The following is a 25,266-nucleotide window of genomic DNA, read 5'->3' as shown; positions in this document are numbered from 1 at the left end:
CCAGCTAGGTGAGGCGCCGGGACCATGCACCACGGTCCCGGCGCCTTGCAGCGCCATCTCCCGGCAGTGCCTGTGTTGGCAGCACAAGCAGTAAGGCGCCGCCAAACCTGCGACCGGCCCGGGCAATCCCCGGGCCCGAATCCTGAGGTTCTATCACAATGGTGACCTACATAGTCCGGCGGCTTGTCACCGCCGCACTCATCCTTTTGGGCGCGTCCTTCCTGGTGTATCTGCTGACCGCCGCATCAGGCGACCCGCTCGCAGAGTTCCGTGCCAGCAGCGCACCGAACAAGCAGCAGCTCATGGACTCGAGGTCCGCGCTGCTGGACCTCGATACGCCGGCGCCCGTGCGGTATTTCAAATGGCTTGGCGGCGCGGCCCAGTGCCTGGTGCCCTTCACCGGATCCTGCAATCTCGGCAAGAACATCGCCGGCCAGCCCATCACGGACGCCCTCGGCCATGCACTCATTCAGACCCTGACACTGGTCACCGGGGCCGCCGTCCTGGCCATCCTTGTGGGCATCACGCTGGGCATCATCACCGCCCTGCGGCAGTACAGCACACTGGATTACGGCGTGACCTTCATGGCCTTCTTGTTCTTCTCCCTGCCGATCTTCTGGGTCGCCGTCCTGCTCAAGGAATTCGGCGCCATCGGCTTCAATAACTTCCTCCGCAACCCGGAGATTCCGCTGCCGGTCTCTCTCGGCATCGGCGCCGTCCTGGGTTCCGTGGCCGTGATCGTGGCTGGCGGCGACGCCAGACGCAAGGCAATGACCGGCGGCATCGTCTTCGCCGCTGTCGCCGCGGTCCTCATCTACTTCTCGGTTACCCAGTGGTTCAAGACACCCGGCCTGGGCCCGGTGGTCATCGCCATCGCCGGGGTGGGCATCGCCTTTGCCGTGACTCTGCTGACCGCCGGCCTGCGGAACCGCAAGGCGCTGCAGTCCGCCCTGATTGCCGTGGGCGTAGGGCTGGTCCTCTATTTCGTGGTCCAGCCCCTGCTGAACCAGGCCACATTCCTGATGGTCGTACTGCTCGCGGTTGCCGCGGTCCTCATCGGCATGGCCATTGGCTACTTCATGGGCGGCTATGACCGAGGCCAGTCCATGCGGGCGGCGGCCATCACGTCCTTCCTGGTGGGCTTCCTCATCGTGCTCGACCGTTTCATGCAGGCCTGGCCCGCCTACTTCAACAACAGCAGGGTCCGCGGACGGCCGATTGCCACCATCGGCGCCGGCACGCCGAACATCGAAGGCGACTTCTGGATTCTCGGCCTGGACTCCTTCACGCACCTGATCCTGCCCACCACCGCGCTCATCCTCATCTCCCTCGCCGGCTACACCAGGTTCACCCGGGCCTCCATGCTGGAAATCATGAACATGGACTACATCCGGACAGCGCGTGCCAAAGGCCTGTCGGAACGGACCGTCGTCATGCGCCACGCCTTCCGCAACGCCCTGATCCCGGTGGCCACCATCGTCGCATTCGACATCGGCGGCCTGATCGGCGGCGCGGTGATCACCGAGACGGTCTTCTCCGTCCGGGGCATGGGTTTCCTGTTCCTGGACGGCATCCTGCACGTTGACCCCAACCCCGTCATGGGCGTCTTCATTTGCGTCGCCATCACGGCCATGGCGTTCAACCTCATCGCGGACCTCGCCTACTCCGCACTGGATCCACGAGTAAGGGTGAAAGCATGAGCCAGCCCAGTCAGCAGGACGAAATCATGGCGGAGGAGGCCGGCCTGCGGCAGGAAGCTGCCGGCGTCGAGCCTGTCTCCGAAGCCCGGGGCCTGAGCCAGGGCCAGATCGTCCGCAAAAGGTTTCTTGGCCATTCCGGCGCCATCGTCGGCCTTGTGGTCTTCGCCATCATCTTCGTCATGGCCTTCACGTCAGTGGGGTATGCCGGGATCCCGGGCTGGTGGAAGTACACCCATGAGGCCGTCTCGGCGCTGGTCAACGACGGCACGCCCACGGCGTCGCTGTGGCCCCTGGCCTGGGGGGAGCATCCCTTCGGCCAGGACCGGATCGGGCGCGACCTCTTCGCCATGACCATGCGCGGCGCCCAGCAGTCCATCACCATCATGGTGGTCATCGGCGTCATCGCCGGCCTGGTCGGTGTGGTCGTCGGGGCGCTGTCCGGATACTTCCGGGGCTGGATGGAAGCCGTCCTTATGAGGCTCACCGACGTCATCATCATTGTCCCCGCACTGCTCCTCGCCGCCGTCATGGCGCAGCTGGCAGGACGCCGGGATGAAGGCAGCTGGTTTGCGTCCTTTGCCAGCAGCAACGGTGTCCTGGCACTCGGCATCTTCCTGGGGCTGATCAGCTGGGTGGGCCTGGCGAGGCTCATGCGTGGCGAGTTCCTCACCCTGCGTGAGCGCGAGTTCGTGGACGCGGCGCGGATTTCCGGGGCCAGCAACGCCCGGATCATCTTCAAGCACATCCTGCCCAACGCAGTGGGCGTGCTGATCGTCAACGTCACCCTCACCATGTCAGCGGCGATCCTTACCGAAACGGCCCTCAGCTATCTCGGCGTCGGCGTCAAGTCTCCGGACACCTCGCTCGGCCTGCTCATCTCGCAGAACCAGGAAGCCTTCGCCACCCGACCCTGGCTTTTCTGGTTCCCCGGACTGTTCATCGTCCTCATCTGCCTCAGCATCAACTTCATTGGCGACGGCCTGCGGGACGCCTTCGACCCGAGGCAAAAGAAGTTCAACGCCAAGAAGGCCAAGGACGCTGACGCTGCCGTTCCCGAGAAGACGCCTGTGGCGGCCCTGGACAGCAGCGCTGATGACGGCCGGACCGCCGGCGGGGACAGGGGAGCCTGACGTGCTGCTGCGACGCCGCTGGGGGCTGCAGCGCGCTGCCTGCCTACAGGGCGGCCACGCTCCAGTAGCTGAGCCCGAGAAGGATCAGGGTTGCGGCAGCTTCACGCCAGCGGAACTTCACGCTGACCGGAGTGGCCTCGGCTGCGCCGGCATCCAGCAGCCCCGATTCGACCAGCTGCTGCCAGCGTCCCCGGACCAGCTGTGCGGCCTGCCCCGAGTCGGTGCTCTTGAGGTCGCCGGGGCGGACGGAGTTCCCGGGCCCGTACGTGCTGTCCGGCAGTCCTCGGAGGTCCTCCGGGCGGGCGTTGCGTCCGCCCCAGATGCCCGGGGCGGGAGCCGCCCAGGCCCCGTAGCTTCGGCCGGGCGTGACAAGAGTCAGCGCGTACCGGGTGTCCACCTGCACCAGCGCCGCCCACGGCACGGTGATGGCGCGGAACGGATTTTCTATGGTGACGCCGGCGTCGTGGACAACCACCGCCGGCCGCCAGAACAGCAGCCAGCCCAGGTAGGCGATGAGCAGCAGCGGCGCGGCACCGGCCAGGGAAGGGAGTCCGCCCGCCACCACCAGGCCGGCCAGCCCGGCGGCCGCCACGAACCACGAGAAACCGGCAAACCATTTGTTGGTGCGCGCCTTGAAGATTGCGGCGTTTCCGGCATGCGGCACTGTGCTCATGCCCCCAATAATTCAGTATTCCCGGCCGCAGCACTAATCTCAGCTGCTCCGCTGGCCCGGGTGGAAGGAAAACCCCAACATGTCTGACTACATCAGCCCTGACCGCCCGTCGCCGGACCCGCTGGAGCCGGACTCCATTGAGCCCGGCACCGGACGGCGGAGGGCAGACGGGAAGGGGTCCGTCGTCCTCGAAGTGCGCGACCTCAGCGTCGACTTCGGCGTGGAAAAGAAATGGGTGCCGGCCGCCGTCGGGCTTAACTATGAGGTCCGCGCCGGCGAGGTCCTGGCCATCGTGGGGGAGTCCGGCTCGGGCAAGAGTGCCAGCTCCATGGCGCTGCTCGGCCTGCTGCCCAGCAACAGCAGGGTGTCCGGGAGCGTCAGGCTCTCCGGCAGGGAGTTGCTGGGCGCGGATGCGGCCAACCTCCGCAGTGTCCGCGGCAAGGACGTGGCAGTCATCTTCCAGGAGCCCATGACGGCGCTGAACCCGGTCTACACGGTAGGTGCGCAGATCGTCGAGACGGTGCGGCTGCACAACGAAGTCTCTCCGGACCAGGCCAAGGAGCGCGCGCTGCGGATGCTGGAGCTGGTGGAGCTGCCGGACCCGGTGAAGGCGTTCAAGTCCTATCCTCACCAGCTCTCCGGCGGCCAGCGGCAGCGTGCCATGATCGCGCAGTCGCTGTCCTGCGATCCCAAGCTGCTGATCGCTGACGAGCCCACCACGGCCCTGGACGTCACGGTGCAGGCGGAGATCCTGGACCTCATGCGGAACCTGCGCAACAAGCTGGACAGTGCCATCGTCCTGATCACCCACGACATGGGCGTCGTGGCGGACCTGGCGGACCGGATCGCCGTCATGCGCAGGGGCCTGATCGTGGAGACCGGCACCGCCGAGCAGATCTTCCACAACCCCCAGCATCCCTACACGCAGGCGCTGCTTGCGGCGGTGCCGCACCTCGGACAGGGCGGAACGGACGCTGCGCCGGACGTTGACGTGACAGCGGCGCTGGCAGCGGCCACCCACGCGGAGCTTGACTCCGTTGACCACGACGAACTGGTCCGGCGCGAGCGGGAGAACGCGGCGGCCCTGGCAGCGGCCGAATCCAGGGGGCCCGTGGGGGAACCGGTCCTGGAGCTGACCGACGTCGCCATCGAGTACCCGAAGCAGGGCCGCGTGCCGGCCTTCCGCGCCGTCGAGGGGGCCAATCTGACCATCCATCCGGGGCAGGTAGTGGGGCTCGTGGGGGAGTCGGGATCGGGCAAAACCACCATCGGGCGCGCCGCCGTCGGACTGCTGCCGGTGGCTGCCGGAACGATGCGTGTTGTGGGGGAGGACATCTCTGCTGCTAAAAAGAACGGCAAACAGCTGCATCAGGTGCGCCGCCACATCGGCATGGTGTTCCAGGACCCGTCCTCATCCCTGAACCCACGCCTGCCCATCGGCGAAAGCATCGGCGAGCCGATGTACCTTGCCGGCGTGGCGAAGGGCGCCGACCTGCAGAAGCGCATCGAGGCGCTGCTGGACCAGGTGGAGCTGCCGCGGAACTACCGGAACAGGTACCCGCACGAGCTGTCCGGCGGGCAGAAACAGCGCGTCGGCATCGCCCGGGCGCTCTCGCTCAAGCCGAAGCTCATGGTGGCCGACGAGCCGACGTCTGCGCTCGACGTGTCCGTGCAGGCCAAGGTCCTGGAGCTGTTCCAGAACCTCCAGCGTGAACTCGGGTTCGCCTGCCTGTTCGTCACCCACGACCTCGCTGTCGTGGATGTGCTGGCTGACCGCATCTGTGTCATGCAGCGCGGCCGCATCGTGGAGCAGGGCTCCCGCGACCAGATCCTGCGGAACCCGCAGGAGGCCTACACGCAGCGGCTGCTTGCCGCCGTGCCGCTGCCGGATCCGGAACAGCAGCGCGAGCGCCGGGAACTGCGGGCACAGCTGCTGGCCACCGGAACGAAGTAGCGCGGCAACAAAAAACAGGAGCCGGTATCCACACAAACGTGGATACCGGCTCCTTTTCTGCCTTAATGCGTGTATGCACCAATGTAGCTAGGACAGGGCCAGCCCCAGCTTCGCGAGCCTGGCACCCAGCAGCGCACCCAAGGCGCGGTGACCGTCGCCGTTCACGTGGACACTGTCCTTAAGCTGCGCCTCCAGCCCGTAGCGGGAGAGCCAGTCCCCGACACCGACGAACGGAATCCCGTGGTCCGCGGCGACGGTCCCCAGCAGCGCGTCCACCTCGGCGCGCCGGCCGCCGCCGTGGTGCGCTCCCTTGCCCAAGGTTCCCACCATGGCCAGCTTCGCGCCCGGGTACCGCTGCTTGATCGTCCTAATCAGCCGGTCCGCGTTGGCCGAGATCTGCTCGTCGCTCGCCCCTTTCTTCGCGTCGTTTCCGCCGCCCTCGATGACCACCAACGGCGGAAAACCGTAGGGGAGATGCCAGTCGCCGCGCTGCAGGGCATCCACGTAATTGCCGGTGGTGCCGTTGGAGGCGACGTAGCCTGTGCCGCCCTTGCCGCAGAAGAAGACTTCGTAGCCCAGCCCCGCCAGCGCCCGGCGCGGCCAGCTTGCCTGCGGCTCGGACTGCGAGTCACCGATCAGCAGTGCGGTGCGGGCGATGTTGCCAACGATTACTTCGTCCCGCCCGTTTGCCGGATTGCGGTACAGCGCTCCGGCGGGAAGGCTGGCGGGGTTGACGGCGGCCCCCAGGTCGCTCACGACGGCCGGGCCGGCGGCCATGGCCTCACCGGGGGCGGCCTCCGGGGCGGCGGCACGCGGCGCCGCGGGCGCCGCCGATCCCGCACCGGACGCCGGTACGGTCGCCGCGCCGCAGCCAGCCAAAAACACAGTGGCGGCGATGACCGGGCCAATCAGGAGGGCCCGCGTCGAGGCTTGTAACATCCGTGGACTCCTGGCGTGTTCGTACGTGGTCTAGCAATAGTGGGGGATCACTTTCGGAAAAGCTAGTGATTTTGCCCACAAGACGCCCGATCCCATTCACGATTTGGTAGCGGGGCCGCTGTGGGAGAAGGTGCCCGTTTTAGGCCAATAAATGGCTCAGCGTTTAGACTGGAGGCAGGTGCCCTGTGTTAAGGGTCTGATCCGTCGTGCGTTCCGGTTGGAAATGTCGCGATACAACAGCTGACTTCACCACTGAATCGAGCAATAACGCATGTCTGAAACCACCACCAACACCGCGGTAGCAACTGCAGTTCGCAGTGACCTGCGCAACGTCGCGATTGTGGCCCACGTTGACCACGGCAAGACCACCCTTGTGGACGCCATGCTCAAGCAGACCAACTCCTTTGCCGAGCACAACCACCTCGAAGACCGCGTCATGGACTCCGGTGACCTGGAGCGCGAAAAGGGCATCACCATCCTGGCCAAGAACACCACGGTGGCCTACAACGGACCGTCCTCCAACGGCGAAACCATCACCATCAACGTCATCGACACCCCCGGCCACGCCGACTTCGGCGGCGAAGTGGAGCGCGGACTGTCCATGGTGGACGGCGTTGTTCTTCTCGTGGATGCCTCTGAGGGCCCGCTGCCCCAGACCCGCTTCGTTCTCCGCAAGGCCCTCGCCGCCCACCTGCCGGTGATCCTCCTGGTCAACAAGACCGACCGCCCCGACGCCCGCATCGAAGAGGTCGTCCACGAGTCCATGGACCTGCTCCTGGGCCTGGCCTCCGACCTTGCCGATGAGGTTCCGGACCTCGACCTGGACAAGATCCTCAACGTCCCCGTGGTTTACGCCGCCGCGAAGGTAGGCCGCGCATCCCTGGAGCAGCCGGCCGACGGCACTGCCCCGGAGAACGAGGACCTCGAGCCGCTCTTCAGCGCGATCATCGAGCACATCCCCGCCCCCACCTACAACCCGGAAGGTGTCCTGCAGGCGCACGTCACCAACCTGGACGCCTCCCCGTTCCTGGGCCGTCTCGCCCTGCTGCGCATCTACAACGGCACCCTCCGCAAGGGCCAGCAGGTTGCCTGGGCCCGCGCCAACGGTGAGCTGAAGACCGTCAAGATCACCGAACTCCTCGCCACCAAGGCGCTCGAGCGCGTTCCCGCTGAGTCCGCCGGCCCCGGCGAGATCGTCGCCGTCGCCGGCATCGAGGAAATCACCATCGGTGAGACCCTGACCGATGTCGAGAACCCGCAGCCGCTGCCGCTGATCACCGTTGACGATCCCGCCATCTCTATGACCATCGGTATCAACACCTCCCCGCTGGCCGGCAAGGTCAAGGGCGCCAAGGTCACGGCCCGCCAGGTGAAGGACCGCCTGGACAAGGAACTGATCGGTAACGTCTCCATCAAGGTTCTCCCCACCGAGCGCCCCGATGCCTGGGAAGTCCAGGGCCGCGGCGAGCTAGCCCTGGCCATCCTCGTGGAGCAGATGCGCCGTGAAGGCTTCGAGCTGACCGTGGGCAAGCCGCAGGTTGTCACCCGGACCGTGGACGGCAAGATCCACGAGCCGATGGAACACATGACCATCGACGTACCGGAAGAGTACCTCGGCGCGGTCACCCAGCTGATGGCCGCCCGCAAGGGCCGCATGACCAACATGGCGAACCACGGCACCGGCTGGTGCCGCATGGAGTTCATCGTTCCCGCCCGTGGCCTGATCGGCTTCCGCACCAAGTTCCTGACGGACACCCGCGGCGCCGGCATCGCAGCCTCCATCTCCGAGGGCTACGAGCCCTGGGCCGGCCCGATTGAATACCGTACCAACGGTTCCATGGTGGCTGACCGTGCAGGCGTCGTGACCCCGTTCGCCATGATCAACCTGCAGGAACGCGGCTCCTTCTTCGTCAAGCCCACCTCGGAGGTGTACGAAGGCATGATCGTGGGCGAGAACTCCCGCGCCGACGACATGGACGTGAACATCACGAAGGAAAAGAAGCTCACCAACATGCGTGCGGCCTCCTCGGACACCTTCGAAAACCTGACGCCGCCGCGTGACCTGACCCTCGAAGAGTCCCTCGAATTCGCCCGCGAGGACGAGTGCGTTGAGGTTACCCCGGACGCCATCCGCATTCGCAAGGTCATCCTTGACACCAACGAGCGCGCCAAGGCCAACCGCGCCCGCGCGAAGGCTTAACGGCACCCTTCGCAGGGAACTGAAACCGTGAACAGAAGAGCTGCCGGCATGGCAGGCGGCCTGGCCGCCGCCGTGCCGGCAGCTCTTTTTGCTGCCCTCGCCGGAACCGCGCTGCACGGACAGGAGTTGGCCGCCGCCGGTTCCGCTCTGCCGGTGGGTGCCGTGGCGGCGCTGCTGCTCCTGGCATCGCTTCAGCTGTTCCTCGGGGCGGCCTTCCGGACGCTGATTCCGACGGCGGTGTGCGGCGCGGTCTGCTATGCCCTGGCCGGCTGGTGGTCCGGGATGGAGCCGGGCAAGCGGCTGATTGCCGGAGACCTGGCCGGAGGTATTTGGGTCTACGGGATCGTGGTGGTTACCGTCGCGATGCTGGCCTGGTGCCGGCGGTACAGCCGCCCGTCAGCCGGCCGGCTGCAGCGCGGCTAATCTGCCGCCGGGTCCCGGTGGTGCGCAATCATGAGCGAGGTGGCCTCGCCGTCGTCGTCTGCGGGAAGTGCCATGTACTCCTCCATGACAGCGCGGAGCTTGGCCAGCATTTCCTCCCGCCTCGCGGCGTTGAACTTCACCCCGAGGCGCCACACCTCGATGTCCTCGGGCGGAAGGTCACGGGTTTCCAGCAGGAACGTTTCAATGAGGATGGGCGCAACGTTGTCCACAGGAGTGCTCCACGACTTTCGGCTGGCGATGTAGGGCACCTCGGTGGCTCCCCGCCGCCCCTTCCGGCGCTCCTCCGCCAGCAGGAACCCGGTCCGCACCAGGGTGCGGACGTGGTGGAGGCTGGACGCGGGATTGAGGCCGAGCAGCTCGGCGATCTCCTTGTTGGTACGTGACTGGTGCAGGCATAGACGGAGAATCCTCAGCCGTAGCGGAGAACTTAGGGCGCGGCCCTTTGCCACCAGGTCCGCGTCATCGCTTTCCGGCGGGGGTGTCATAGACGCCAGTGTAACGAGCAACGAACGATAGACATATGCCACTCACTGCCCGGAACTGAAGCCAGGGGCCCGAGGCCGGTTGTCAGTCCGCGGCGGGCGGGGCCAGCCGTGAACCCCGCCGCGGCGGGGCCGGCGGCACCTGTTTGGCGGCCACCACGCTGTCCAGGGGAATGCCGACGTCGGACCTGCGGGTCCGCACGGTGCACTCACTTTCGCCGCACGCCAGGAGGACTCCCAGCGCATCCGTAAAGCCGCCGTCGATCCTGTACCGCACCACCACGCGCGTTCCGGCGGGGGCCGAGGCCAGGAACTGCCGGGGCGTTGGTGTTGTCAGACTCACCGGTCCATCGTATGACGCGCCCGGAGTGTGACGCGCCCGCTTCGTTCGCGGGAAGGGCCTGGGAGATAATAGGCTCTGAAGTGGACAGCCCGGCACGCAGGCCGGATGCAGCAACCGGCCAGTCGCCGGGAATCAACGTGGAGAGGCAAGGGACGTGACGTACGTAATCGCGCAGCCGTGTGTAGATGTTAAGGACAAGGCATGCATTGAGGAGTGCCCCGTCGATTGCATCTACGAAGGCGATCGCTCCCTCTATATCCATCCCGATGAGTGCGTCGACTGCGGTGCATGCGAGCCCGTCTGCCCGGTGGAAGCCATTTACTACGAGGATGACACCCCCGAGGAATGGGCAGACTACTACAAGGCGAACGTCGAGTTCTTTGACGACCTCGGCTCCCCAGGCGGCGCCGCCAAGGTGGGCAATACCGGCAAGGACCACCCGATGATTGCAGCGCTCCCGCCGCAGAACCAGGACCACTGAGGCGGACCCCTTCGTGACTACAGCTGTGCGCAGTTTCGGCCTTAGCCTGCCCGACTACCCGTGGGAGGCCATGGCGCCGTACCTCGCCAAAGCGGCTGAACACCCGGGCGGCGCGGTCAACCTGTCCATCGGCACGCCCGTGGACCCGACGCCCCCGGTCATCCAGGACGCCCTGAAGGCGGCCGCGGATGCGCCCGGTTATCCCACCGTGCACGGCACGGTGGCGCTCCGGGAGGCCATCGCCGCGTGGTTCGCCCGCCGCCGGGGAGTCGAGGGGCTGGACCCCCGCGCCGTCATGCCGACGGTGGGCTCCAAGGAACTCGTGGCGTGGCTGCCGTTCCTGCTGGGCCTCAAGCCGGGAGACGTCGTCGTCCGGCCCACGGTCGCCTACCCCACCTACGACATCGGGGCCACGTTCGCCGGGGCCACGGCGGTAGCGGCTGATGACCTCGACGAACTGGACGCGGCCACCCGGGCAAAGGTCCGGCTGATCTGGGTCAACTCGCCGGGCAACCCCACCGGCAGCGTCCGGGACGCCGCGTCACTGAAGAAGATCGTGGACCAGGCCCGCGAAATCGGTGCCCTGGTGGCATCCGATGAGTGCTACGCCGAGCTTGGCTGGGGCGAGTGGGACCTGCAACGCGGGGGACAGGCTGTTCCCAGCATCCTGGATCCACGCGTCGCCGGTGCGTCCCACGACGGTCTCCTGGCCGTGTACTCGCTGAGCAAGCAGTCCAACGTGGCCGGCTATCGGGCGGCCTTCGTTGCCGGAGATGCGGCCCTCATGGCCAACCTCGTCAACAGCCGCAAGCACGCCGGCATGATCGTGCCATACCCGGTGCAGGAAGCCATGCGCGTGGCCCTCGGCGACGACTCGCACGTTGTGGAGCAGAAGGATCTGTACCGCGGGCGGCGGGAGCGGCTCCTGCCGGCGCTTGAGTCCTTCGGGCTAACGCTGCACCAGTCCGCCGCCGGCCTGTACCTGTGGTGCACGGCGGGCGAAGGAACCTGGGACACCGTGGCTCGCCTCGCCGAGCGGGGGATCGTGGTGGCTCCGGGGGTGTTCTATGGCGACGCGGGGCACGGCTATGTTCGCGTGGCCCTCACCGGAACCGACGAGCGAATCGACGCCGCGGTGTCCCGCTTGGCATAGCGGTGCCGCCGTAACAATGATGTGACTCGCGCCACAACTTGCCCGTTTTGGGGATAATTTGGCGCTTCCGGATTAGTGGCAGCCCGCAAGTGGCGGTAGTTTTTAACTGACTATCAATGGTGGCTTTCTACAAGAAGGCAGCACGGCCGTTGGATGTCCCGCCGTGCGGGATCCCGCGCGGCTCACCTGATGTTGGATCAAGCTTTCTAGCGAGGCCAAGAGGCCTCATGAAGGGGACTCCATGACTGAGACCACCAGCGCAACTGAGACAACCAGCGCGATCTTGCGCCACGCGGGCGGCGAACTCGAACTTCCGCGCATCAAGGTTGTTGAGGGAAACGAAGGCTACGACGTTTCCAAGCTACTGAAGCAGACCGGCGCCGTTGCCTTTGACCCTGGCTTCATGAACACGGCCGCCACGACGTCGGCCATCACCTACATCGACGGCGACGCGGGCATCCTGCGGTACCGCGGTTACCCGATCGAGCAGCTTGCCCAGCACTCCAGCTTCCTGGAAGTCTCCTACCTGCTGATCTACGGCAACCTCCCGACGCCGGCCGAGCTGGAGGACTTCGACCAGAAGATCCGCCGCCACACCCTGCTGCACGAGGAGCTCAAGGGCTTCTTCGGCGGCTTCCCCCGGGACGCACACCCGATGCCCGTGCTGTCCTCCGCCGTCTCCGCGCTGTCCACGTTCTACCAGGACTCGCTGGACCCGTTCAATGACGAGCAGGTGGAGGTTTCCACCATCCGCCTGATGGCGAAGCTGCCGGTCATTGCGGCCTACGCCCACAAGAAGTCGATCGGGCAGCCGATGCTGTACCCGGACAACTCCCACAACCTGGTGGAGAACTTCCTGCGCCTGAGCTTCGGCCTGCCGGCTGAGCAGTACGAGGTGGACCCGGTGGTCGCCAAGGCGCTGGACCTGCTCCTCATCCTGCACGCGGACCACGAGCAGAACTGCTCGACCTCCACGGTGCGGCTGGTCGGTTCCTCCAATGCCAACCTCTTCGCGTCCGTGTCCGCCGGCATCAACGCCCTCTTCGGCCCCGCCCACGGCGGCGCCAACGAGGCCGTCCTGAAGATGCTCCGCCAGATCCAGGCCGACGGCACCAAGCCCGAGGACTACATGGAGAAGGTCAAGAACAAGGAAGACGGCGTCCGCCTGATGGGCTTCGGCCACCGGGTCTACAAGAACTACGACCCGCGCGCCAAGATCGTCAAGGCAACCGCACACGAGATCCTCAGCAAGCTCGGCGGCCACGACGAACTCCTGGAGATCGCCTTGCGCCTCGAAGAGAAGGCGCTGAATGATGACTACTTCATCCAGCGCAAGCTGTACCCGAACGTGGACTTCTACACGGGCCTGATCTACAAGGCCATGGGCTTCCCGGAGAAGATGTTCACCGTCCTGTTCGCCATCGGCCGCCTGCCGGGCTGGATTGCCCAGTGGCGCGAAATGATCAACGATCCCAACACCAAGATCGGCCGTCCGCGGCAGCTCTACACGGGCGAGCCCGAGCGGCAGTACCCCGCCCGCTAATCCCCGCGACGGGTCCCAAACCTCGCACGCTCGGTTCGGGGCCCTCGCCGGCGTTGGCCCACCACCGGCTCCCACCGGCCGAATTACGACGGCGGCCGCCCACCTTCCGATGGGCGGCCGCCGTTCGCGTTGTCAACGATGAGCTCTTAGTCGGCTGAGTAGCCCTGCGGATTGTTTTTTTGCCAACGCCAGTGGTCCTCGCACATCTGGTCAAGGGACTTCGAGGTGGACCAGGAGAGGTCGGCCAGTGCGGACGTGGCGTCTGCCCAGAATGCGGGAAGGTCGCCGGCACGCCGGCCGGTGATCTCGTGGGGGATCGGCCTGCCCACGGCCTTTTCGAAGGATCGCAGCACTTCGAGCACCGAGGAACCCGTCCCTGAGCCGAGGTTCCAGCGGAACACACCAGCGCGTTCCGCGATGTGGTTCAGGGCCGCCACGTGGCCTTCGGCAAGGTCAACGACGTGGATGTAGTCACGCAGGCAGGTTCCATCGGGGGTGTCGTAGTCACCGCCGAACACCATGAGCTTTTCACGCCGGCCGACGGCGACCTGGGCGATGAAGGGTACGAGGTTGTTGGGGATGCCCTGGGGGTCCTCGCCGATTCGTCCCGACGGGTGGGCCCCCACCGGGTTGAAGTAGCGCAGGAGGGCTATATGCCAGCGGCCGTCCGCGGCGCCGAGGTCGGACAGAATATCTTCGATCTGTTCCTTGGTGCGGCCATAGGGGTTGTTCGCACCGATCTCCATCTTTTCCACGTACGGGATGGCGTTGTGTTCGCCGTAGACGGTGGCCGAGGAGCTAAATACGATCGAGCGGACATTGTGCCGGTCCATCGACCGGAGCAGGTTGAGGGTACCAACGAGGTTGTTATGGTAATACTTCAGAGGTTCGCTGACGGATTCACCCACGGCCTTGAGCCCGGCAAAATGAATGACGGCGTCAACGGCGTGCTCGGCGAAGACAGCGTCCACGGCCCGCTCGTCCAGAAGGTCCGTGCGGTGGAACGCAGCCGGCTTCCCTGTTAGCTCGGCGACCCGGCGCAGCGCTTCGTCACTGGAGTTGATGAGGTTATCAATGACAACCACGTCATGCCCGGCTTCCTGAAGGGACAAAACGGTGTGCGAACCGATGTACCCGGTGCCGCCAGTAACCAGAATTTTCATGCTGTCCACGATACCGCAACCACACTTGCCCCCACGGAGTGTTTCTAGCGCATGTGTGCTAGAAAGAGAGATGCCCAAAATTGTGGACGCCGCCCAGCGCCGGCAGGAGATCGTTGGCGCCGTGTGCAGGATCATCGCCACAGACGGGCTGGAAGGAGCGTCCCTGCGGGAAGTGGCGGAGGAGGCGGGCCTCGCGGTGGGCTCGGTGCGGCACTACTTCGAAAGCAGCGATGACCTGCTGGCCTACTCCTTTGCAGCTGTTTCCGGCCGCATCCTGACGCGCCTCAACGAAGCGCTTACAGGGCTCGGGCCGGCAGCCGATGGGGCCGACGAACATCTGGCGGTATTAACACTGCTGGGCGAATTCCTGCCCCTGGACGAAGAACGCGCCTTGGATGTATGCGCCTGGCTGGCGTTCCGGAATGCCGCGAGGATCCGGCCTTTCCTCGCCGCAGAGGCGGACAGAAGCCATCGGGCGGTGGCTGCCGTCGTCGGTCAGGTGATCACCCGGCTCCTGCGTGAGCAGGATGTCACGGCGGACGATGCCGGGCCGCAGCTGGTGACTGCGGCCGAACACTTGCTGGCCACACTGGACGGGCTGGCCATGCATGCCCTGCTGCAGCCGGGCTGGATGTCCCCGGAAATGTGCCGTGACGTGCTCGAATTGCACATCGAGGGCCTCCGCAGGAGGGTCAGTGCCAACCATTAACCTCCCCGGGCTGGGGGAATAGACTGAAAGCCGGAGAGCGGGTTGCCGGCACAACGGGGTGGAAAACGAGATGCCAAGGAGGCATACGCATGCAGCACACAGGCGGTCCAGGCTGGCGAATCACTATGGACACGTCGGGTCCCATGCTTATTGCCCTTTATATACGTGATGTTGCCGGACTCGACGGTGCGGGGTTTCCGCCGCTTTCGCATGCTGCACCCAAGGTCCGCCACGTGGACCATTCCCATCTCACCGCCGAAGTGGGCGGCATCAGCGCCCTCAAAACCGAGTGGGAAGCCTGGTGGGAGCAGCTGCTCAAGGCGCACCCGCAGATGTCCCCTGAACTGTCGCCGCCGGGATTTCGCTCCTTTGCCAACTCGCCGGCATTGCGCAAGGTCCTGCAGGCGCATTTCGGCGCAGCCCTGACGTGGGCCAGGGAGCGGCGCGCGGAGTATGCCGAACTGGAGGCCGAACGCGTGGCCGGAGGCTCCGCGCACCTCATTGAGGACATCGTGGAGGACCGGCTGCTGGAGGTGGGCCGGGATTCGCGGGACTTTGCGCTGACAATCATAGAGCTGCCGCTCGATGAGCAGCGGGCGTGGTACCTGGAGCCGGACAAGATCATCATGAGCCACGAGCTGCTCTCGCAGCCCGAGGTGTTCCGCAGCTACGTGCAGCCGGTCGTGGAGATCCTTGTCTAAGTCCTCGGATTCAGGCAGTCCGTAGATTCAGGACGTCCGCAGAGTCACGATCCGGCGGCAGCAAGCGTGATGGCCACCCGGCCGCCCGCGTCCGGCGCATCCTGCCACCCGTCGCGGGCTTTTCTGTCCCACCGCTTTCCGTTCACATCAACCCGTTCCACCGCATACTCTTCGGCGTTTGCCACCGCCCAGTGGGCCACGGACCAGGCATAGCTGTCGGCGACGTCCACCTCCAGCGTTTGGCCGGAGGCCGCCGTCTGGATGGTTCCGTAGGCGGCTTCCAGCCCCATGAGCATGCTGGCGGTGTTGCCGGCGGTGTCCGGTGAGCGGAGCGTGCAGTTCAGTGCAGCGGGCGTCTCACCCGTCAATGCCGAGGCGAAGGACCGCGCCATCGCCTCGTGCTCGGCGTAGGCCCTCGGGTAGGCGGAGCGCTGGACGCGCTGCGCGGCGTCGGTGATTTCCAAGGTGGCGTAGCCGGGCACCTTCACGAGGGCGTCGTAGAAGGCGTTCGTGGCGTAGATCGGGTCCATGACCTGGTCCTGGGTGCCCCAGCCCTGGGAGGGGCGCTGCTGGAACAGGCCCCTGGAGTCCGGGCCGGCCAGGTCGCCGTGGCCGATGTTCCGAAGCTTGGATTCCTGCATGGCGGTGGCCAGGGCAATGCTGGCTGCGCGTGGAGGGAGACCGCGGCGCACCGCCACAGCCGTGATCAGCGCCGCGTTCGCCGCCTGGTCGGTGGCCAGGTCCGCGCGCTGTGAGCCGACGGCGGCGGTGCATTCCTCGGTGATCAGTTGCTCGGAGCGCTGCAGCAAAGTGGCCGCGGTGTAGATGCCGCCAGCGACCAGGACGAGGGAGAGGCCGCCGATGACAGCCCCGCGCAGCCTGCGTCTGCGTGTCACGTTGTTACTCCAGCAATCCGCCGGCACGCCCTTCTGGGGGGCGTGCCGGCTATGTCCTCACGGTCGGTTGGCGTGCCGTCAGTTGGCGTGCAGGACGTCGTTCAGTTCCACGGTCTGGCCCTGGCGGGGCAGGGCTTCGACTTCACCCGTGGTGGAGTTGCGGCGGAAGAGCAGGTTCGGCACGCCGGACAGCTCCACGGCCTTGACGATCTTGCTGGTGTCCTCGCCGTCAGCGTCCTTGGGCCCGGCAATCCGGACACGGGTGCCTGCCGTGACGTACAGTCCGGCCTCCACCACGGAGTCGTCCCCGATGCTGATGCCGACGCCGGAGTTGGCACCCAGCAGGACCCGCTGGCCCAGGGACACCTTCTCCTTGCCGCCGCCGGAGAGGGTGCCCATGATCGAGGCACCGCCGCCGACGTCGGTGCCGTCACCGGCCACCACACCGGCGGAAATGCGGCCCTCAACCATCGAGGTCCCCAGCGTGCCGGCGTTGAAGTTCACGAAGCCCTCGTGCATGACGGTGGTGCCATCGGCCAGGTGGGCGCCCAGGCGCACGCGATCGGCGTCGGCAATGCGGACGCCCGCCGGAACGACGTAGTCCACCATGCGCGGGAACTTGTCCACGCCGTAGACGGTGACCGCGCCGCGCTTGCGCAGCTTGGCGCGGGTCAGTTCGAACCCGTCCACGGCGCACGGGCCGAAGTTGGTCCAGACGACGTTCGGGAGCTTGCCGAAGATGCCGTCCAGGTTGATGCTGTTGGGCCGGACCAGGCGGTGCGAGAGCAGGTGCAGGCGCAGGTAGGCATCGGCGGTGTCCGCCGGGGCCTCGTCCAGGTTGATCTGGACGAACACCACCTTCTGCTCGGTGCCGCGGTCGGCATCGGTGCCGGCGGCCGCGATGTCAGCCAGGGTTTCGTCGGCGTTTTCCACGGCGCGGAGGCTTTCGGCGGCAACACCGAGGGCGGGGGCGGGGAACCAGGCATCCAGCACGGTGGCTTCGCCGTTCCGCGTGGCGATGGTGGCTACGCCGAATCCATAGGCCGAACGGGACTCGTCGGACAGTGTCTGGGCAGCGGGCACGGCGGAAGAAGCGGTTTCAGTCATGCGCCAAGTCTATCGAGACGACGTGCACGCACCGAAACCGGTCCGCACATATCCGAGTCGCATTTGAGGGCGTTCCCGGCGCTGGGAACGCCCCGGGCTGCTACCCGGTCGGGACGGGCAGGCGCGGGATACAGTGGGACGGTGATTGCCGAAACAAGCCCCGCAACCCTTGACCTGCGCCAGGACGTGGCACTGCTGACCGCCGCGCTCATCGACATTGACAGCGTCTCCGGCAACGAGCGCCAGCTTGCGGACGCCGTCGAGTCGGCACTCCGCCAGCTCCCAGGCTTGGAGCTGGTACGTGACGGCGACTCCATCATCGCCCGGACCAACCTCGGCCGCAGCGAACGGGTCATCCTGGCGGGCCACCTGGACACGGTGCCCCTGCCGGTCACGGAAGGCTCGCTGGGAACGGTGCCGTCCACCTGGCCGTCCGGGGTCCCGGGCGACGGCGTCCTGTACGGCCGCGGTGCGACGGACATGAAGGGCGGCGTTGCGGTCCAGCTTGCACTGGCAGCTTCAATGTTCGACGGCGGGGCGGAACCGGGCAAGGACGTCACCTTTGTGTTCTATGACCATGAGGAGGTGGAGGCCGTCAAGAGCGGGCTGGGCAGGCTGGTGCGGAACCACGGCGGGCTCCTCGGCGGCGATTTTGCCATCCTCCTCGAACCGACCGACGGCATTGTGGAGGGCGGCTGCAACGGCACCATGCGGTTCCACGCCACCACCTCCGGGGAGGCTGCCCACTCCGCCCGGGCGTGGATGGGCCGCAACGCGATCCACGCCGCCGCGCCCATCCTGGAACGCCTCGCCGCGTACAGCCCGCAGACCGTGACCGTGGACGGGCTGGACTACCGCGAAAGCCTGAACGCGGTGAAGATCCACGGCGGCACCGCGGGCAACGTCATCCCGGACCGCTGCGTCGTGGAGATCAACTACCGCTTCGCCCCGGACAAGACCCCCGACCAGGCTGAAGGGCACGTGCGCGCGCTGCTGGACGGGTTCGACGTCGTCCGCACTGACAGCGCCGCCGGCGCGCGCCCCGGACTGAACCACCCTGCCGCCGCGTCCTTCGTTGCCGCCGTGGGCGGCGAGCCGAAACCCAAATACGGCTGGACCGACGTCGCCCGCTTCAGTGAACTGGGCATCCCGGCAGTGAACTTCGGGCCCGGCGACGCGCTGCTGGCCCACAAGGACAACGAACACGTGGAGGCCGAAGCCATCCGCACCTGCCTGCGCGCACTGCAGACGTGGCTGTCCTGAGGTTCGGCCGACAAACACGAAGGGTCCGCAGCCGGTTGGCTGCGGACCCTTCGCTGTTAGTGCCTGGCGTTTTATTTCACAACGGTGGACACGCCGGCGGTGGGGGCCTTCGCCACTCCACCGGCGGCCTTCTTGGAACCGCGCCGCTCGATCCAGATGGCCAGCCGGGACACGGCCAGGTTGATGGCGATGTAGATGGCCGCGGCCACGAAGAAGACCGGGAACAGGAACTGCGGGCCCAGGAAGTCAGCCATCACCTGCACTGCGCGCAGCAGTTCGCCGTACGCAACGATGTACCCCAGCGACGTGTCCTTTAGCAGGACCACCAGCTGCGCCACGAGGGACGGCAGCATGCGGCGGACCGCCTGCGGCAGTTCGATGGTCAGCCGGGACTGGAAGCTGGTCAGGCCGATCGCCAGACCCGCTTCACGCTGGCCGCGGGGGAGAGACTGGATGCCTGCGCGGATGATCTCCGCGAAGATCGCGGCGTTGTACAGGACCAGACCGGCCACTACGGCGATGAACGAGCTTGTGGCGAAGACCAGCAGCACGAACAGCATCATCAGGACCACGGGCATGCCGCGCAGGAACTCGAGCACGATCCTGGTGGGAATCCTGATCCAGGCGACGTCGGAGATGCGCATCAGGCACAGCAGAAGCCCCAGCGGAAAGGCAATGACCGCTGCGATGGCCGCCGCGGCCAGCGTCGCGCCGATGCCGTTGGCGATTAGCGACCAGACATCAGCCTGGCCGAAGATCGCCCAGCGCTGCGCCTGGAAGATCCCCTGTTGGGCCAGGGTCATGATGGCCCAGGCCAGCAGGGCGGCGATCAGCACGACGCCGATCACGGACCCGATCAGCGAGACGCGGCGGGCCTTGGGGCCGGGGACGTCGTAGAGAACCGAACTCATCGTGCGATCGCCACCTTTCGTTCGACCTGGTGGGCGAGGTAACCCAGCGGCACAGTGATCAGGAGATAGAAGAAGGCAACGCCCACCAGCACCCACATGACGGCGTCACCATGGTCGTTGGCCAGCTGCTTGCCGTAGCCGAACAGCTCCAGCACGTAGAAGGCGCCGGCAACCGAGGAGTTCTTGACGAGCGCGATGAGGATGTTGATCATCGGCGGGATGACGGTGCGGAGCGCCTGCGGAAGGATGATGAGCGAGAGCACCTGGCCAAACTTCATGCCGATGCTGCGGGCTGCCTCGGCCTGGCCGACCGGAACGCTGTTCACGCCCGAGCGGACAGCCTCGGCAATGAAGGCGGCGGTGTAGGCGCTCAGGGCGATGATGGCCGCAATTTCGAACTGCTGGAAGGTCACGCCCAGGCGGGGAAGGACCACCGCCGCGAAAAAGAAGGCAATGGTCAGCGGAGTGTTACGTACAACCTCCACGTAGGCCATGCTGAAGCCGCGGAGTGCTGCAACGGGGGAGACGCGGGCGGCGGCCAGCAGCGTGCCTGCCACCAGGGCGATGATGCCGGAAACGGCGGCCAGGAACAGGGTTCTGAGAAAGCCGTCCCAGTATTGGGGGAGGCTTTCAATGATGACGTCCATAGGATCCTTTAGCTGCGTTCAGGGGAATGTGCGGAAAACGGAAGCGGCGGTTACCGGCAGGCTGTGGCATGCACAGCCGCCGGTAACCGCCACGATCGTCTTAGTAGCGGTCGATGGCCGGAAGTTCCGGTGCCGTCTTGATGACCGCTCCGGCCGTGTCTTCCCAGGCCTTCTTGTAGGAGCCGTCCTTGGAGAAGCTTTCCAGCTGGTCGTTGACCCAGTTGCGGAACGCCGTGTCGCCCTTCTTCAGGCCGATGCCGTAAGGCTCCTTGGTGAAGGTCTCGTCGGAAGCCAGCTTGAACGCGTCCGGCTCCTTGTTGACGAAGCCGGCCAGGATGACGTTGTCCGTGGTGACGGCTTCAACCTGCTTGTTACGGAGCGGCTCGAGGCAGGCCGAGTAAGTGGCGGCCGGAACCAGGACTGCGCCGTACTTCTCCACGATGGTGGAGGCCGGGGTGGAGCCCGTCACGGAGCAGACATTCTTGCCCTTGACGTCCTCGGGCTTGGCGATGGACGTGTTGTCCTTGTTCACCATCAGCGCCTGGCCGGCTTCGTAGTACGGGCCAGCGAAGTCGACTTCGGTCTTGCGCTTGTCGTTGATGGTGTAGGTGGCCACGATCAGATCCACCTTGCCTTGCTTGATGAACTGCTCACGGTTGGCGGAGACGGTCTCGACCCATTCAATCTTGTCCGCGGGAACGCCCAGCTTGGCGGCGAGCAGCTTGCCGATTTCGACGTCGAAACCGACAGGCTTGCCGTCGAGGCCCTTCTGGCCGAACAGCGGCTGGTCAAACTTGGTGCCGATGGTCACCTTGCCGGCCGAGGCGATCTTTTCCATGGTGGTGCCTGCAGCGAAGCTGGGCTTGTCGACCGGCGTGGGGTTGGACCCGGTCCCGGTGCCGCCGCCGCCGCAAGCGCTCAGGGTAAGAGCGATGGCCGCGGATGCTGCTGCCAGAAGGGATTTCCTTCGGGTCAAAAATGCCTTCATGACATTCCTTTCATTGGGCGGCCGCCGGTGACGGCCTGGGTGCGAATTCGGGTGGTCTTGAAGTTGGTGGGGACTGCTGGATTGGTTGTCAGTGCGTGAGCAGCTTGGACAGGAAGTCCTTGGCGCGGCTGCTCTGGGGATTGGTGAAGAACTCCTCGGGAGTGGCGTCCTCCACGATTTGTCCGTCAGCCATGAACACCACACGGTCGGCGGCCTTGCGGGCGAAACCCATTTCGTGGGTCACCACGATCATGGTCATGCCCTCCTTGGCCAGCTGGATCATGACATCCAGGACCTCGTTGATCATCTCGGGGTCGAGCGCAGAAGTGGGCTCGTCGAACAGCATGACCTTGGGCTTCATGGCGAGGGCGCGTGCGATGGCCACACGCTGCTGCTGGCCGCCGGAGAGCTGAGCCGGGAGCTTGGGCGCCTGGTGGCCCACGCCCACGCGCTCGAGCAGGGCCATGGCCTCCTTGTCCGCCTCCGCCTTGGAGACGCCCTTGACCTTGATGGGGCCGAGCGTCACGTTCTCCAGGATGGTCTTGTGCGCGAACAGGTTGAACGACTGGAACACCATGCCGACGTCGGCGCGCAGCCGGGCGAGCTCCTTGCCTTCCTCGGGCAGCTGCTTGCCGTCAATGGCGATGTCGCCGTCGTCGATCGTTTCCAGCCGGTTGATCGCCCGGCACAGTGTGGACTTCCCCGAACCTGACGGGCCGATGACCACAACCACTTCGCCCTTGCGGACCTGGAGGTTGATGTCCTTCAGAACGTGCAGCTGACCGTAATGCTTGTTGACGGCATTCAGAGAGACGAGTGCATCGCCGGGCAGTTGAGTAGTCATAAGTAAGAATCTAGCGAACATTGCCCGCTTATGACCGGAATCACCCCAACTTCCCGCTGATCGTAATTCAAGAGATACCTGCAGGTCAGCAGGTTAGCCTTGGGGGATGAGCATCAACGCAGATCCATCAAAATCCGTACAGCCCCGCCGGAAAGGGCCCCTAGAACTGCGCCGCAAGCAGGCGGCCGTGGAGATGTCGGATCAGCGGCTGCTCGACACCAAGGGCCCCGGCCACTTCATCCACACCGACCCCTGGCGGGTCATGCGGATCCAGAGCGAGTTCGTGGAAGGCTTCGGTGCCCTCTCCGACCTGGGCCAGGCGGTCAGCGTCTTCGGCTCCGCGCGCACCAAGCCGGGAAGCGCGTTCTACGACATGGGCGTCGAGGTGGGGCGCAAACTGGCCGAAGCCGGCGTGGCCGTCATCACCGGCGGCGGACCGGGCTCGATGGAAGCAGCCAACAGGGGAGCGGTGGAAGGCAACGGCGTCTCCGTTGGCCTCGGTATTGAGCTGCCGTTCGAGCAGGGCCTGAACCAGTGGGTGGACCTCGGCATCAACTTCCGCTATTTCTTCGCGCGGAAGACCATGTTCGTGAAGTACGCCCAGGGCTTCATCGTTCTTCCAGGCGGCCTCGGCACCCTTGACGAGCTCTTCGAAGCCATGGTCCTCGTCCAGACGCAGAAGGTGACCTCGTTCCCGATCGTCCTGCTGGGCGCGTCATTCTGGGGTCCGATGATCGAATGGATCAGGGGGACCCTGGTGGCTGAGGGAATGGTCTCGGAAAAGGACCTGGACCTCATCCAGGTGGTGGACACCCCGGAGGAAGCCGTGAATTTCGTCCTCCACGGCCATGTCCGGGCGCCGTCCTCCGACGAGGACCAGCGCCCCGAGTAGCAGCAGCCCGGGCAGCAGCTCGGACACGCGGCCCGGGCTGCAGCTGCCTGGGTAAGGCAGCCGGCGGGGCTGCGTCTGGCACGATTGGTGTGTGAGTTTCTTCCTCGTTTTCCTCGCCATCGTCCTGATTGGAGCCACCGCCCTCATCGGGACCAACCTCGGGGCGGGCATGCTGCGGAGGAAGCGCGCCCGCGCGCCTCTCGAACGAGAGGGCTTCAAGGACGGCTTCGATGAACCCGTGGCGTCCCTGCCGCCGGTGCTGCTCCCCGACGACGCAAAACCGGCCGACGTCGACCAGGTCCGGTTTGCGCTGGGATTGCGGGGGTACCGGATGGACCAGGTGGACCAGGTGCTGGACGACCTGCGCGACCAGCTGGCAGCCAGGAACGCCGAGATAGAAAGCCTGCGGGAGCAGCTGCGTGCCTCTGCTGGACCACTGGCCGCTCGCCAACAGCCGGCCGCCCAATTGGCCCCCGCAGAACAATTGCCCCCCGCCGATCAATTGGCCCCTGCCGAACGGTCGGCCGCCGAGGACCGGACGTGAGCTCCCCAATGCCGCCGCCTCCGGGCCCCGTGCCGCCAGCAACAGCCGAACCCCCGTCGCCGCATCGCGGGAAGCGGCTGGCCGGGACACGGCTGGCCGAGACACGGCTAGATAAGGCGTTCCGGGCCGCCACGGCAAGGCTCGGCGGCCGCCTGGTCCGCTGGCCGTGGTGGGCCCAGGTGGCCGCGGTGTACGTCGCCGCGCGGCTGGTCAGTGCCTGCATCTTCATGTCGGCCGCCCTGCACCAGGGATTCAACCCCTGGTTCCCGGCCAAGCCCGACTACTGGAACTTCATCAACATCTGGGACGCGCGGTGGTACGAGTCCGTGATGACCGGGGGGTACCCGAACGAACTGCCGGTGGATGCGGCCGGCAACGTGCAGGAGAACACCTGGGCGTTCTATCCGCTGTTTCCAACGCTGGGGCGGATGCTGTCCGCTGCCACGGGCATGAGCCCCGCCGCCGCCCTCATCCTGATCGCGATGCTCGCCGGGCTGGCGGCCTCGCTGGTGGTCTACCTGCTGTTCCGCACCAAGGCAGCCCACTGGCCCGCCCTGTGGGGCGCCGCGTTCTTCTCCACCTTCCCTGTCTCGCCGGTGCTCCAGGTGCCTTACGCGGAATCCCTGAACCTCCTGCTGCTGGCCGCTGCGCTGCTGCTGGTGGTCCGGCGGCACTACCTGTGGGCCATTCCCGTGGTTCTGGCCATGTGCCTTTCCCGGCCCACGGGCGTTCCGTTCGCTGCGACCCTCGGCCTCCTGTTCCTGTTCCGCGCCGGTGAGGCCTGGCTCGAGGCTCGGAACCGGGGTCCTGGAACGAACGGGCTGGCCGCCAAGGCGCGCAGTGCCCACGGCGGGAACGAACTGTGGTCCCTCGCCGGGCTGACCGCCGTCACCGGTGCAGGTGCTCTCGCCTGGCCCGCCATCGCGTGGGCTGCCACCGGCGACATCGCTGCGTACACGAAGACCGAGACCGTCTGGCGCGGACACGACCTGGTGCCCTTCAAGCCCTGGTTCGACACCGGCGTCCTGCTGTTCGGGCCGGTGCTGGGGCTCGTGGCACCGTTCGTCTTCGTAGCGGTGTTCGGGCTCTTGATGGCCTCGCCGCCGGTGCGCCAGCTGGGAACAGAACTCCGGCTGTGGTGTGTGTGCTACGTGGGGTACCTCGTGGTGTTCCTGCATCCACAGACCAGCACCTTCCGGATGCTGCTGCCACTGTTTCCGCTGGCGCTGGCGGCCGCACTCGTTTCCCGGTCGCGGGCCTACCGTGGCGCGGTGATCACGATGTTTGTCCTGCTGCAGATCGTGTGGGTGGTGTGGCTCTGGGCGTGGGCCCAACTGCCGGGCGGAGGGGACTATCCGCCGTGACGGGCCGGAGGTTGCCAAACAGGTTTGCCCAGATCAGCCCGCAGAAGGGCGCAGTAATCCGCAGGTGAACCGATTGTCCATCGATTAGCTACAGGCGGGTAATTACAGGATAATAGGTAATAGGCAAGGACAAAAAGCACTCGGATTGTTCAGCACGCATTGTTCAGCCATGGCGGCTGCCGAAAGGACCGCCAC

General features: G+C 66.1%; 25 protein-coding genes. 14 read left to right on the top strand and 11 right to left on the bottom strand.

The window, feature by feature from the left end:
• Positions 1–158: 158 nt before the first annotated feature.
• Both ACTHQX_RS01845 and ACTHQX_RS01840 read left to right on the top strand, forming a co-directional pair.
• Positions 159–1,700 carry an ABC transporter permease gene (locus ACTHQX_RS01845; RefSeq protein WP_440155407.1) on the top strand — a complete coding sequence of 514 codons (1,542 nt, stop codon included), beginning with the start codon at positions 159–161 and terminating at the stop codon, positions 1,698–1,700.
• Entirely contained in the window at positions 1,697–2,830 is a 1,134-nt protein-coding gene (locus ACTHQX_RS01840; RefSeq protein ID WP_440155406.1) for an ABC transporter permease, read from the top strand. The genes ACTHQX_RS01845 and ACTHQX_RS01840 overlap by 4 nt, the downstream gene beginning before the upstream one ends.
• 43 nt (positions 2,831–2,873) lie before the next feature.
• On the opposite strand, the gene ACTHQX_RS01835 is transcribed toward ACTHQX_RS01840, so the two are convergent.
• On the bottom strand, positions 2,874–3,503 hold the full coding sequence (locus ACTHQX_RS01835) for a PH domain-containing protein (RefSeq protein WP_236804307.1): 630 nt from the start codon (positions 3,501–3,503) through the stop codon (positions 2,874–2,876).
• Positions 3,504–3,582: 79 nt separating this feature from the next.
• Between ACTHQX_RS01835 and ACTHQX_RS01830 the strand changes: the two genes are divergently transcribed.
• Entirely contained in the window at positions 3,583–5,457 is a 1,875-nt protein-coding gene (locus ACTHQX_RS01830; protein WP_236804305.1) for an ABC transporter ATP-binding protein, read from the top strand.
• Positions 5,458–5,544: 87 nt separating this feature from the next.
• Here ACTHQX_RS01830 and ACTHQX_RS01825 read toward each other — a convergent pair whose 3' ends face one another.
• Entirely contained in the window at positions 5,545–6,396 is an 852-nt protein-coding gene (locus tag ACTHQX_RS01825) for an SGNH/GDSL hydrolase family protein (RefSeq protein ID WP_440155403.1), read from the bottom strand.
• Positions 6,397–6,667: 271 nt separating this feature from the next.
• On the opposite strand from ACTHQX_RS01825, the gene typA reads away from it, so the two are divergent.
• Complete coding sequence (gene typA, locus ACTHQX_RS01820; RefSeq protein WP_111905723.1) at positions 6,668–8,596, top strand: translational GTPase TypA; 1,929 nt, start codon at positions 6,668–6,670, stop codon at positions 8,594–8,596.
• Between the two features lie 27 nt (positions 8,597–8,623).
• A complete protein-coding gene (locus ACTHQX_RS01815) occupies positions 8,624–9,019 on the top strand; it encodes a hypothetical protein (protein WP_236804302.1) in 396 nt (131 codons plus the stop codon).
• Here ACTHQX_RS01815 and ACTHQX_RS01810 read toward each other — a convergent pair.
• Both ACTHQX_RS01810 and ACTHQX_RS01805 read right to left on the bottom strand, forming a co-directional pair.
• On the bottom strand, positions 9,016–9,525 hold the full coding sequence (locus tag ACTHQX_RS01810) for a helix-turn-helix domain-containing protein (RefSeq protein WP_440155402.1): 510 nt from the start codon (positions 9,523–9,525) through the stop codon (positions 9,016–9,018). The two genes, ACTHQX_RS01815 and ACTHQX_RS01810, sit on opposite strands and share 4 nt — an antisense overlap.
• Before the next feature lie 82 nt (positions 9,526–9,607).
• Positions 9,608–9,865 carry a putative acetyltransferase gene (locus ACTHQX_RS01805; protein ID WP_236804298.1) on the bottom strand — a complete coding sequence of 86 codons (258 nt, stop codon included), beginning with the start codon at positions 9,863–9,865 and terminating at the stop codon, positions 9,608–9,610.
• A 154-nt stretch (positions 9,866–10,019) separates the two neighbouring features.
• Here ACTHQX_RS01805 and fdxA point away from each other — a divergent pair, with 154 nt between their 5' ends.
• From fdxA to ACTHQX_RS01790, 3 genes are all read left to right on the top strand, one after another.
• The gene (fdxA, locus tag ACTHQX_RS01800; RefSeq protein WP_102973806.1) at positions 10,020–10,346 is read left to right on the top strand and encodes a ferredoxin; all 327 of its coding nucleotides are present in this window, start codon (positions 10,020–10,022) and stop codon (positions 10,344–10,346) included.
• 13 nt (positions 10,347–10,359) lie between these two features.
• Positions 10,360–11,499 carry a succinyldiaminopimelate transaminase gene (gene dapC / locus ACTHQX_RS01795; protein WP_440155399.1) on the top strand — a complete coding sequence of 380 codons (1,140 nt, stop codon included), beginning with the start codon at positions 10,360–10,362 and terminating at the stop codon, positions 11,497–11,499.
• Positions 11,500–11,740: 241 nt separating this feature from the next.
• A complete protein-coding gene (locus ACTHQX_RS01790) occupies positions 11,741–13,042 on the top strand; it encodes a citrate synthase (RefSeq protein WP_111905727.1) in 1,302 nt (433 codons plus the stop codon).
• Positions 13,043–13,188: 146 nt separating this feature from the next.
• On the opposite strand, the gene galE is transcribed toward ACTHQX_RS01790, so the two are convergent.
• Positions 13,189–14,205 (bottom strand): UDP-glucose 4-epimerase GalE, encoded by a 1,017-nt coding sequence (gene galE / locus ACTHQX_RS01785; protein WP_440155397.1) that lies wholly within the window; start codon positions 14,203–14,205, stop codon positions 13,189–13,191.
• A 70-nt stretch (positions 14,206–14,275) separates the two neighbouring features.
• On the opposite strand from galE, the gene ACTHQX_RS01780 reads away from it, so the two are divergent.
• Together ACTHQX_RS01780 and ACTHQX_RS01775 are read left to right on the top strand one after the other, a co-directional pair.
• Positions 14,276–14,914 carry a TetR/AcrR family transcriptional regulator gene (locus ACTHQX_RS01780; protein ID WP_440155395.1) on the top strand — a complete coding sequence of 213 codons (639 nt, stop codon included), beginning with the start codon at positions 14,276–14,278 and terminating at the stop codon, positions 14,912–14,914.
• A gap of 89 nt (positions 14,915–15,003) precedes the next feature.
• Complete coding sequence (locus ACTHQX_RS01775) at positions 15,004–15,615, top strand: hypothetical protein (RefSeq protein ID WP_102973809.1); 612 nt, start codon at positions 15,004–15,006, stop codon at positions 15,613–15,615.
• A 44-nt stretch (positions 15,616–15,659) separates the two neighbouring features.
• On the opposite strand, the gene ACTHQX_RS01770 is transcribed toward ACTHQX_RS01775, so the two are convergent.
• Together ACTHQX_RS01770 and dapD are read right to left on the bottom strand one after the other, a co-directional pair.
• Complete coding sequence (locus ACTHQX_RS01770) at positions 15,660–16,511, bottom strand: hypothetical protein (protein WP_440155394.1); 852 nt, start codon at positions 16,509–16,511, stop codon at positions 15,660–15,662.
• A 78-nt stretch (positions 16,512–16,589) separates the two neighbouring features.
• Positions 16,590–17,618: a 2,3,4,5-tetrahydropyridine-2,6-dicarboxylate N-succinyltransferase gene (dapD, locus tag ACTHQX_RS01765; RefSeq protein ID WP_440155392.1), complete on the bottom strand. Its 1,029-nt coding sequence runs from the start codon at positions 17,616–17,618 to the stop codon at positions 16,590–16,592.
• Positions 17,619–17,759: 141 nt separating this feature from the next.
• Here dapD and dapE point away from each other — a divergent pair, with 141 nt between their 5' ends.
• On the top strand, positions 17,760–18,881 hold the full coding sequence (gene dapE / locus ACTHQX_RS01760; protein ID WP_440155391.1) for a succinyl-diaminopimelate desuccinylase: 1,122 nt from the start codon (positions 17,760–17,762) through the stop codon (positions 18,879–18,881).
• 71 nt (positions 18,882–18,952) lie between these two features.
• Here dapE and ACTHQX_RS01755 read toward each other — a convergent pair whose 3' ends face one another.
• The 4 genes from ACTHQX_RS01755 to ACTHQX_RS01740 form a co-directional block, all read right to left on the bottom strand.
• Positions 18,953–19,792, bottom strand: coding sequence for an amino acid ABC transporter permease (locus ACTHQX_RS01755; protein WP_236804287.1), 840 nt, complete (start codon positions 19,790–19,792; stop codon positions 18,953–18,955).
• On the bottom strand, positions 19,789–20,439 hold the full coding sequence (locus tag ACTHQX_RS01750) for an amino acid ABC transporter permease (RefSeq protein ID WP_236804286.1): 651 nt from the start codon (positions 20,437–20,439) through the stop codon (positions 19,789–19,791). Before ACTHQX_RS01750 ends, ACTHQX_RS01755 begins: the two co-directional genes overlap by 4 nt.
• Before the next feature lie 100 nt (positions 20,440–20,539).
• Entirely contained in the window at positions 20,540–21,427 is an 888-nt protein-coding gene (locus ACTHQX_RS01745; protein ID WP_440155390.1) for a glutamate ABC transporter substrate-binding protein, read from the bottom strand.
• Between the two features lie 88 nt (positions 21,428–21,515).
• Positions 21,516–22,271: an amino acid ABC transporter ATP-binding protein gene (locus ACTHQX_RS01740; protein WP_190604848.1), complete on the bottom strand. Its 756-nt coding sequence runs from the start codon at positions 22,269–22,271 to the stop codon at positions 21,516–21,518.
• 106 nt (positions 22,272–22,377) lie between these two features.
• Here ACTHQX_RS01740 and ACTHQX_RS01735 point away from each other — a divergent pair, with 106 nt between their 5' ends.
• The 3 genes from ACTHQX_RS01735 to ACTHQX_RS01725 all read left to right on the top strand — a co-directional run bounded on the left by ACTHQX_RS01735 (position 22,378) and on the right by ACTHQX_RS01725 (position 25,071).
• Complete coding sequence (locus tag ACTHQX_RS01735) at positions 22,378–23,163, top strand: TIGR00730 family Rossman fold protein (protein ID WP_236804282.1); 786 nt, start codon at positions 22,378–22,380, stop codon at positions 23,161–23,163.
• Between the two features lie 91 nt (positions 23,164–23,254).
• Positions 23,255–23,707 carry a DivIVA domain-containing protein gene (locus tag ACTHQX_RS01730; RefSeq protein ID WP_236804280.1) on the top strand — a complete coding sequence of 151 codons (453 nt, stop codon included), beginning with the start codon at positions 23,255–23,257 and terminating at the stop codon, positions 23,705–23,707.
• 152 nt (positions 23,708–23,859) lie between these two features.
• Positions 23,860–25,071, top strand: coding sequence for a hypothetical protein (locus tag ACTHQX_RS01725; protein WP_440155495.1), 1,212 nt, complete (start codon positions 23,860–23,862; stop codon positions 25,069–25,071).
• Positions 25,072–25,266 lie beyond the last annotated feature (195 nt).

It is taken from the genome of Arthrobacter sp. SAFR-023 (genome assembly GCF_051965295.1).
Classification (GTDB): domain Bacteria; phylum Actinomycetota; class Actinomycetes; order Actinomycetales; family Micrococcaceae; genus Arthrobacter.
This window is presented reverse-complemented; position numbering and strand designations above follow the sequence as displayed.

What these genes read in the sequence shown, in the direction of transcription:
- ACTHQX_RS01845 (WP_440155407.1), top strand. Translation starts at nt 159, where the DNA reads ATGGTGACCTACATAGTCCGGCGGCTTGTCACCGCCGCACTCATCCTT.
- ACTHQX_RS01840 (WP_440155406.1), top strand. Translation starts at nt 1,697, where the DNA reads ATGAGCCAGCCCAGTCAGCAGGACGAAATCATGGCGGAGGAGGCCGGC.
- ACTHQX_RS01835 (WP_236804307.1), bottom strand. Translation starts at nt 3,503, where the DNA reads ATGAGCACAGTGCCGCATGCCGGAAACGCCGCAATCTTCAAGGCGCGC.
- ACTHQX_RS01830 (WP_236804305.1), top strand. Translation starts at nt 3,583, where the DNA reads ATGTCTGACTACATCAGCCCTGACCGCCCGTCGCCGGACCCGCTGGAG.
- ACTHQX_RS01825 (WP_440155403.1), bottom strand. Translation starts at nt 6,396, where the DNA reads ATGTTACAAGCCTCGACGCGGGCCCTCCTGATTGGCCCGGTCATCGCC.
- typA (WP_111905723.1), top strand. Translation starts at nt 6,668, where the DNA reads ATGTCTGAAACCACCACCAACACCGCGGTAGCAACTGCAGTTCGCAGT.
- ACTHQX_RS01810 (WP_440155402.1), bottom strand. Translation starts at nt 9,525, where the DNA reads ATGACACCCCCGCCGGAAAGCGATGACGCGGACCTGGTGGCAAAGGGC.
- ACTHQX_RS01790 (WP_111905727.1), top strand. Translation starts at nt 11,741, where the DNA reads ATGACTGAGACCACCAGCGCAACTGAGACAACCAGCGCGATCTTGCGC.
- galE (WP_440155397.1), bottom strand. Translation starts at nt 14,205, where the DNA reads ATGAAAATTCTGGTTACTGGCGGCACCGGGTACATCGGTTCGCACACC.
- ACTHQX_RS01780 (WP_440155395.1), top strand. Translation starts at nt 14,276, where the DNA reads ATGCCCAAAATTGTGGACGCCGCCCAGCGCCGGCAGGAGATCGTTGGC.
- ACTHQX_RS01775 (WP_102973809.1), top strand. Translation starts at nt 15,004, where the DNA reads ATGCAGCACACAGGCGGTCCAGGCTGGCGAATCACTATGGACACGTCG.
- dapD (WP_440155392.1), bottom strand. Translation starts at nt 17,618, where the DNA reads ATGACTGAAACCGCTTCTTCCGCCGTGCCCGCTGCCCAGACACTGTCC.
- ACTHQX_RS01755 (WP_236804287.1), bottom strand. Translation starts at nt 19,792, where the DNA reads ATGAGTTCGGTTCTCTACGACGTCCCCGGCCCCAAGGCCCGCCGCGTC.
- ACTHQX_RS01750 (WP_236804286.1), bottom strand. Translation starts at nt 20,439, where the DNA reads ATGGACGTCATCATTGAAAGCCTCCCCCAATACTGGGACGGCTTTCTC.
- ACTHQX_RS01745 (WP_440155390.1), bottom strand. Translation starts at nt 21,427, where the DNA reads ATGAAGGCATTTTTGACCCGAAGGAAATCCCTTCTGGCAGCAGCATCC.
- ACTHQX_RS01740 (WP_190604848.1), bottom strand. Translation starts at nt 22,271, where the DNA reads ATGACTACTCAACTGCCCGGCGATGCACTCGTCTCTCTGAATGCCGTC.
- ACTHQX_RS01735 (WP_236804282.1), top strand. Translation starts at nt 22,378, where the DNA reads ATGAGCATCAACGCAGATCCATCAAAATCCGTACAGCCCCGCCGGAAA.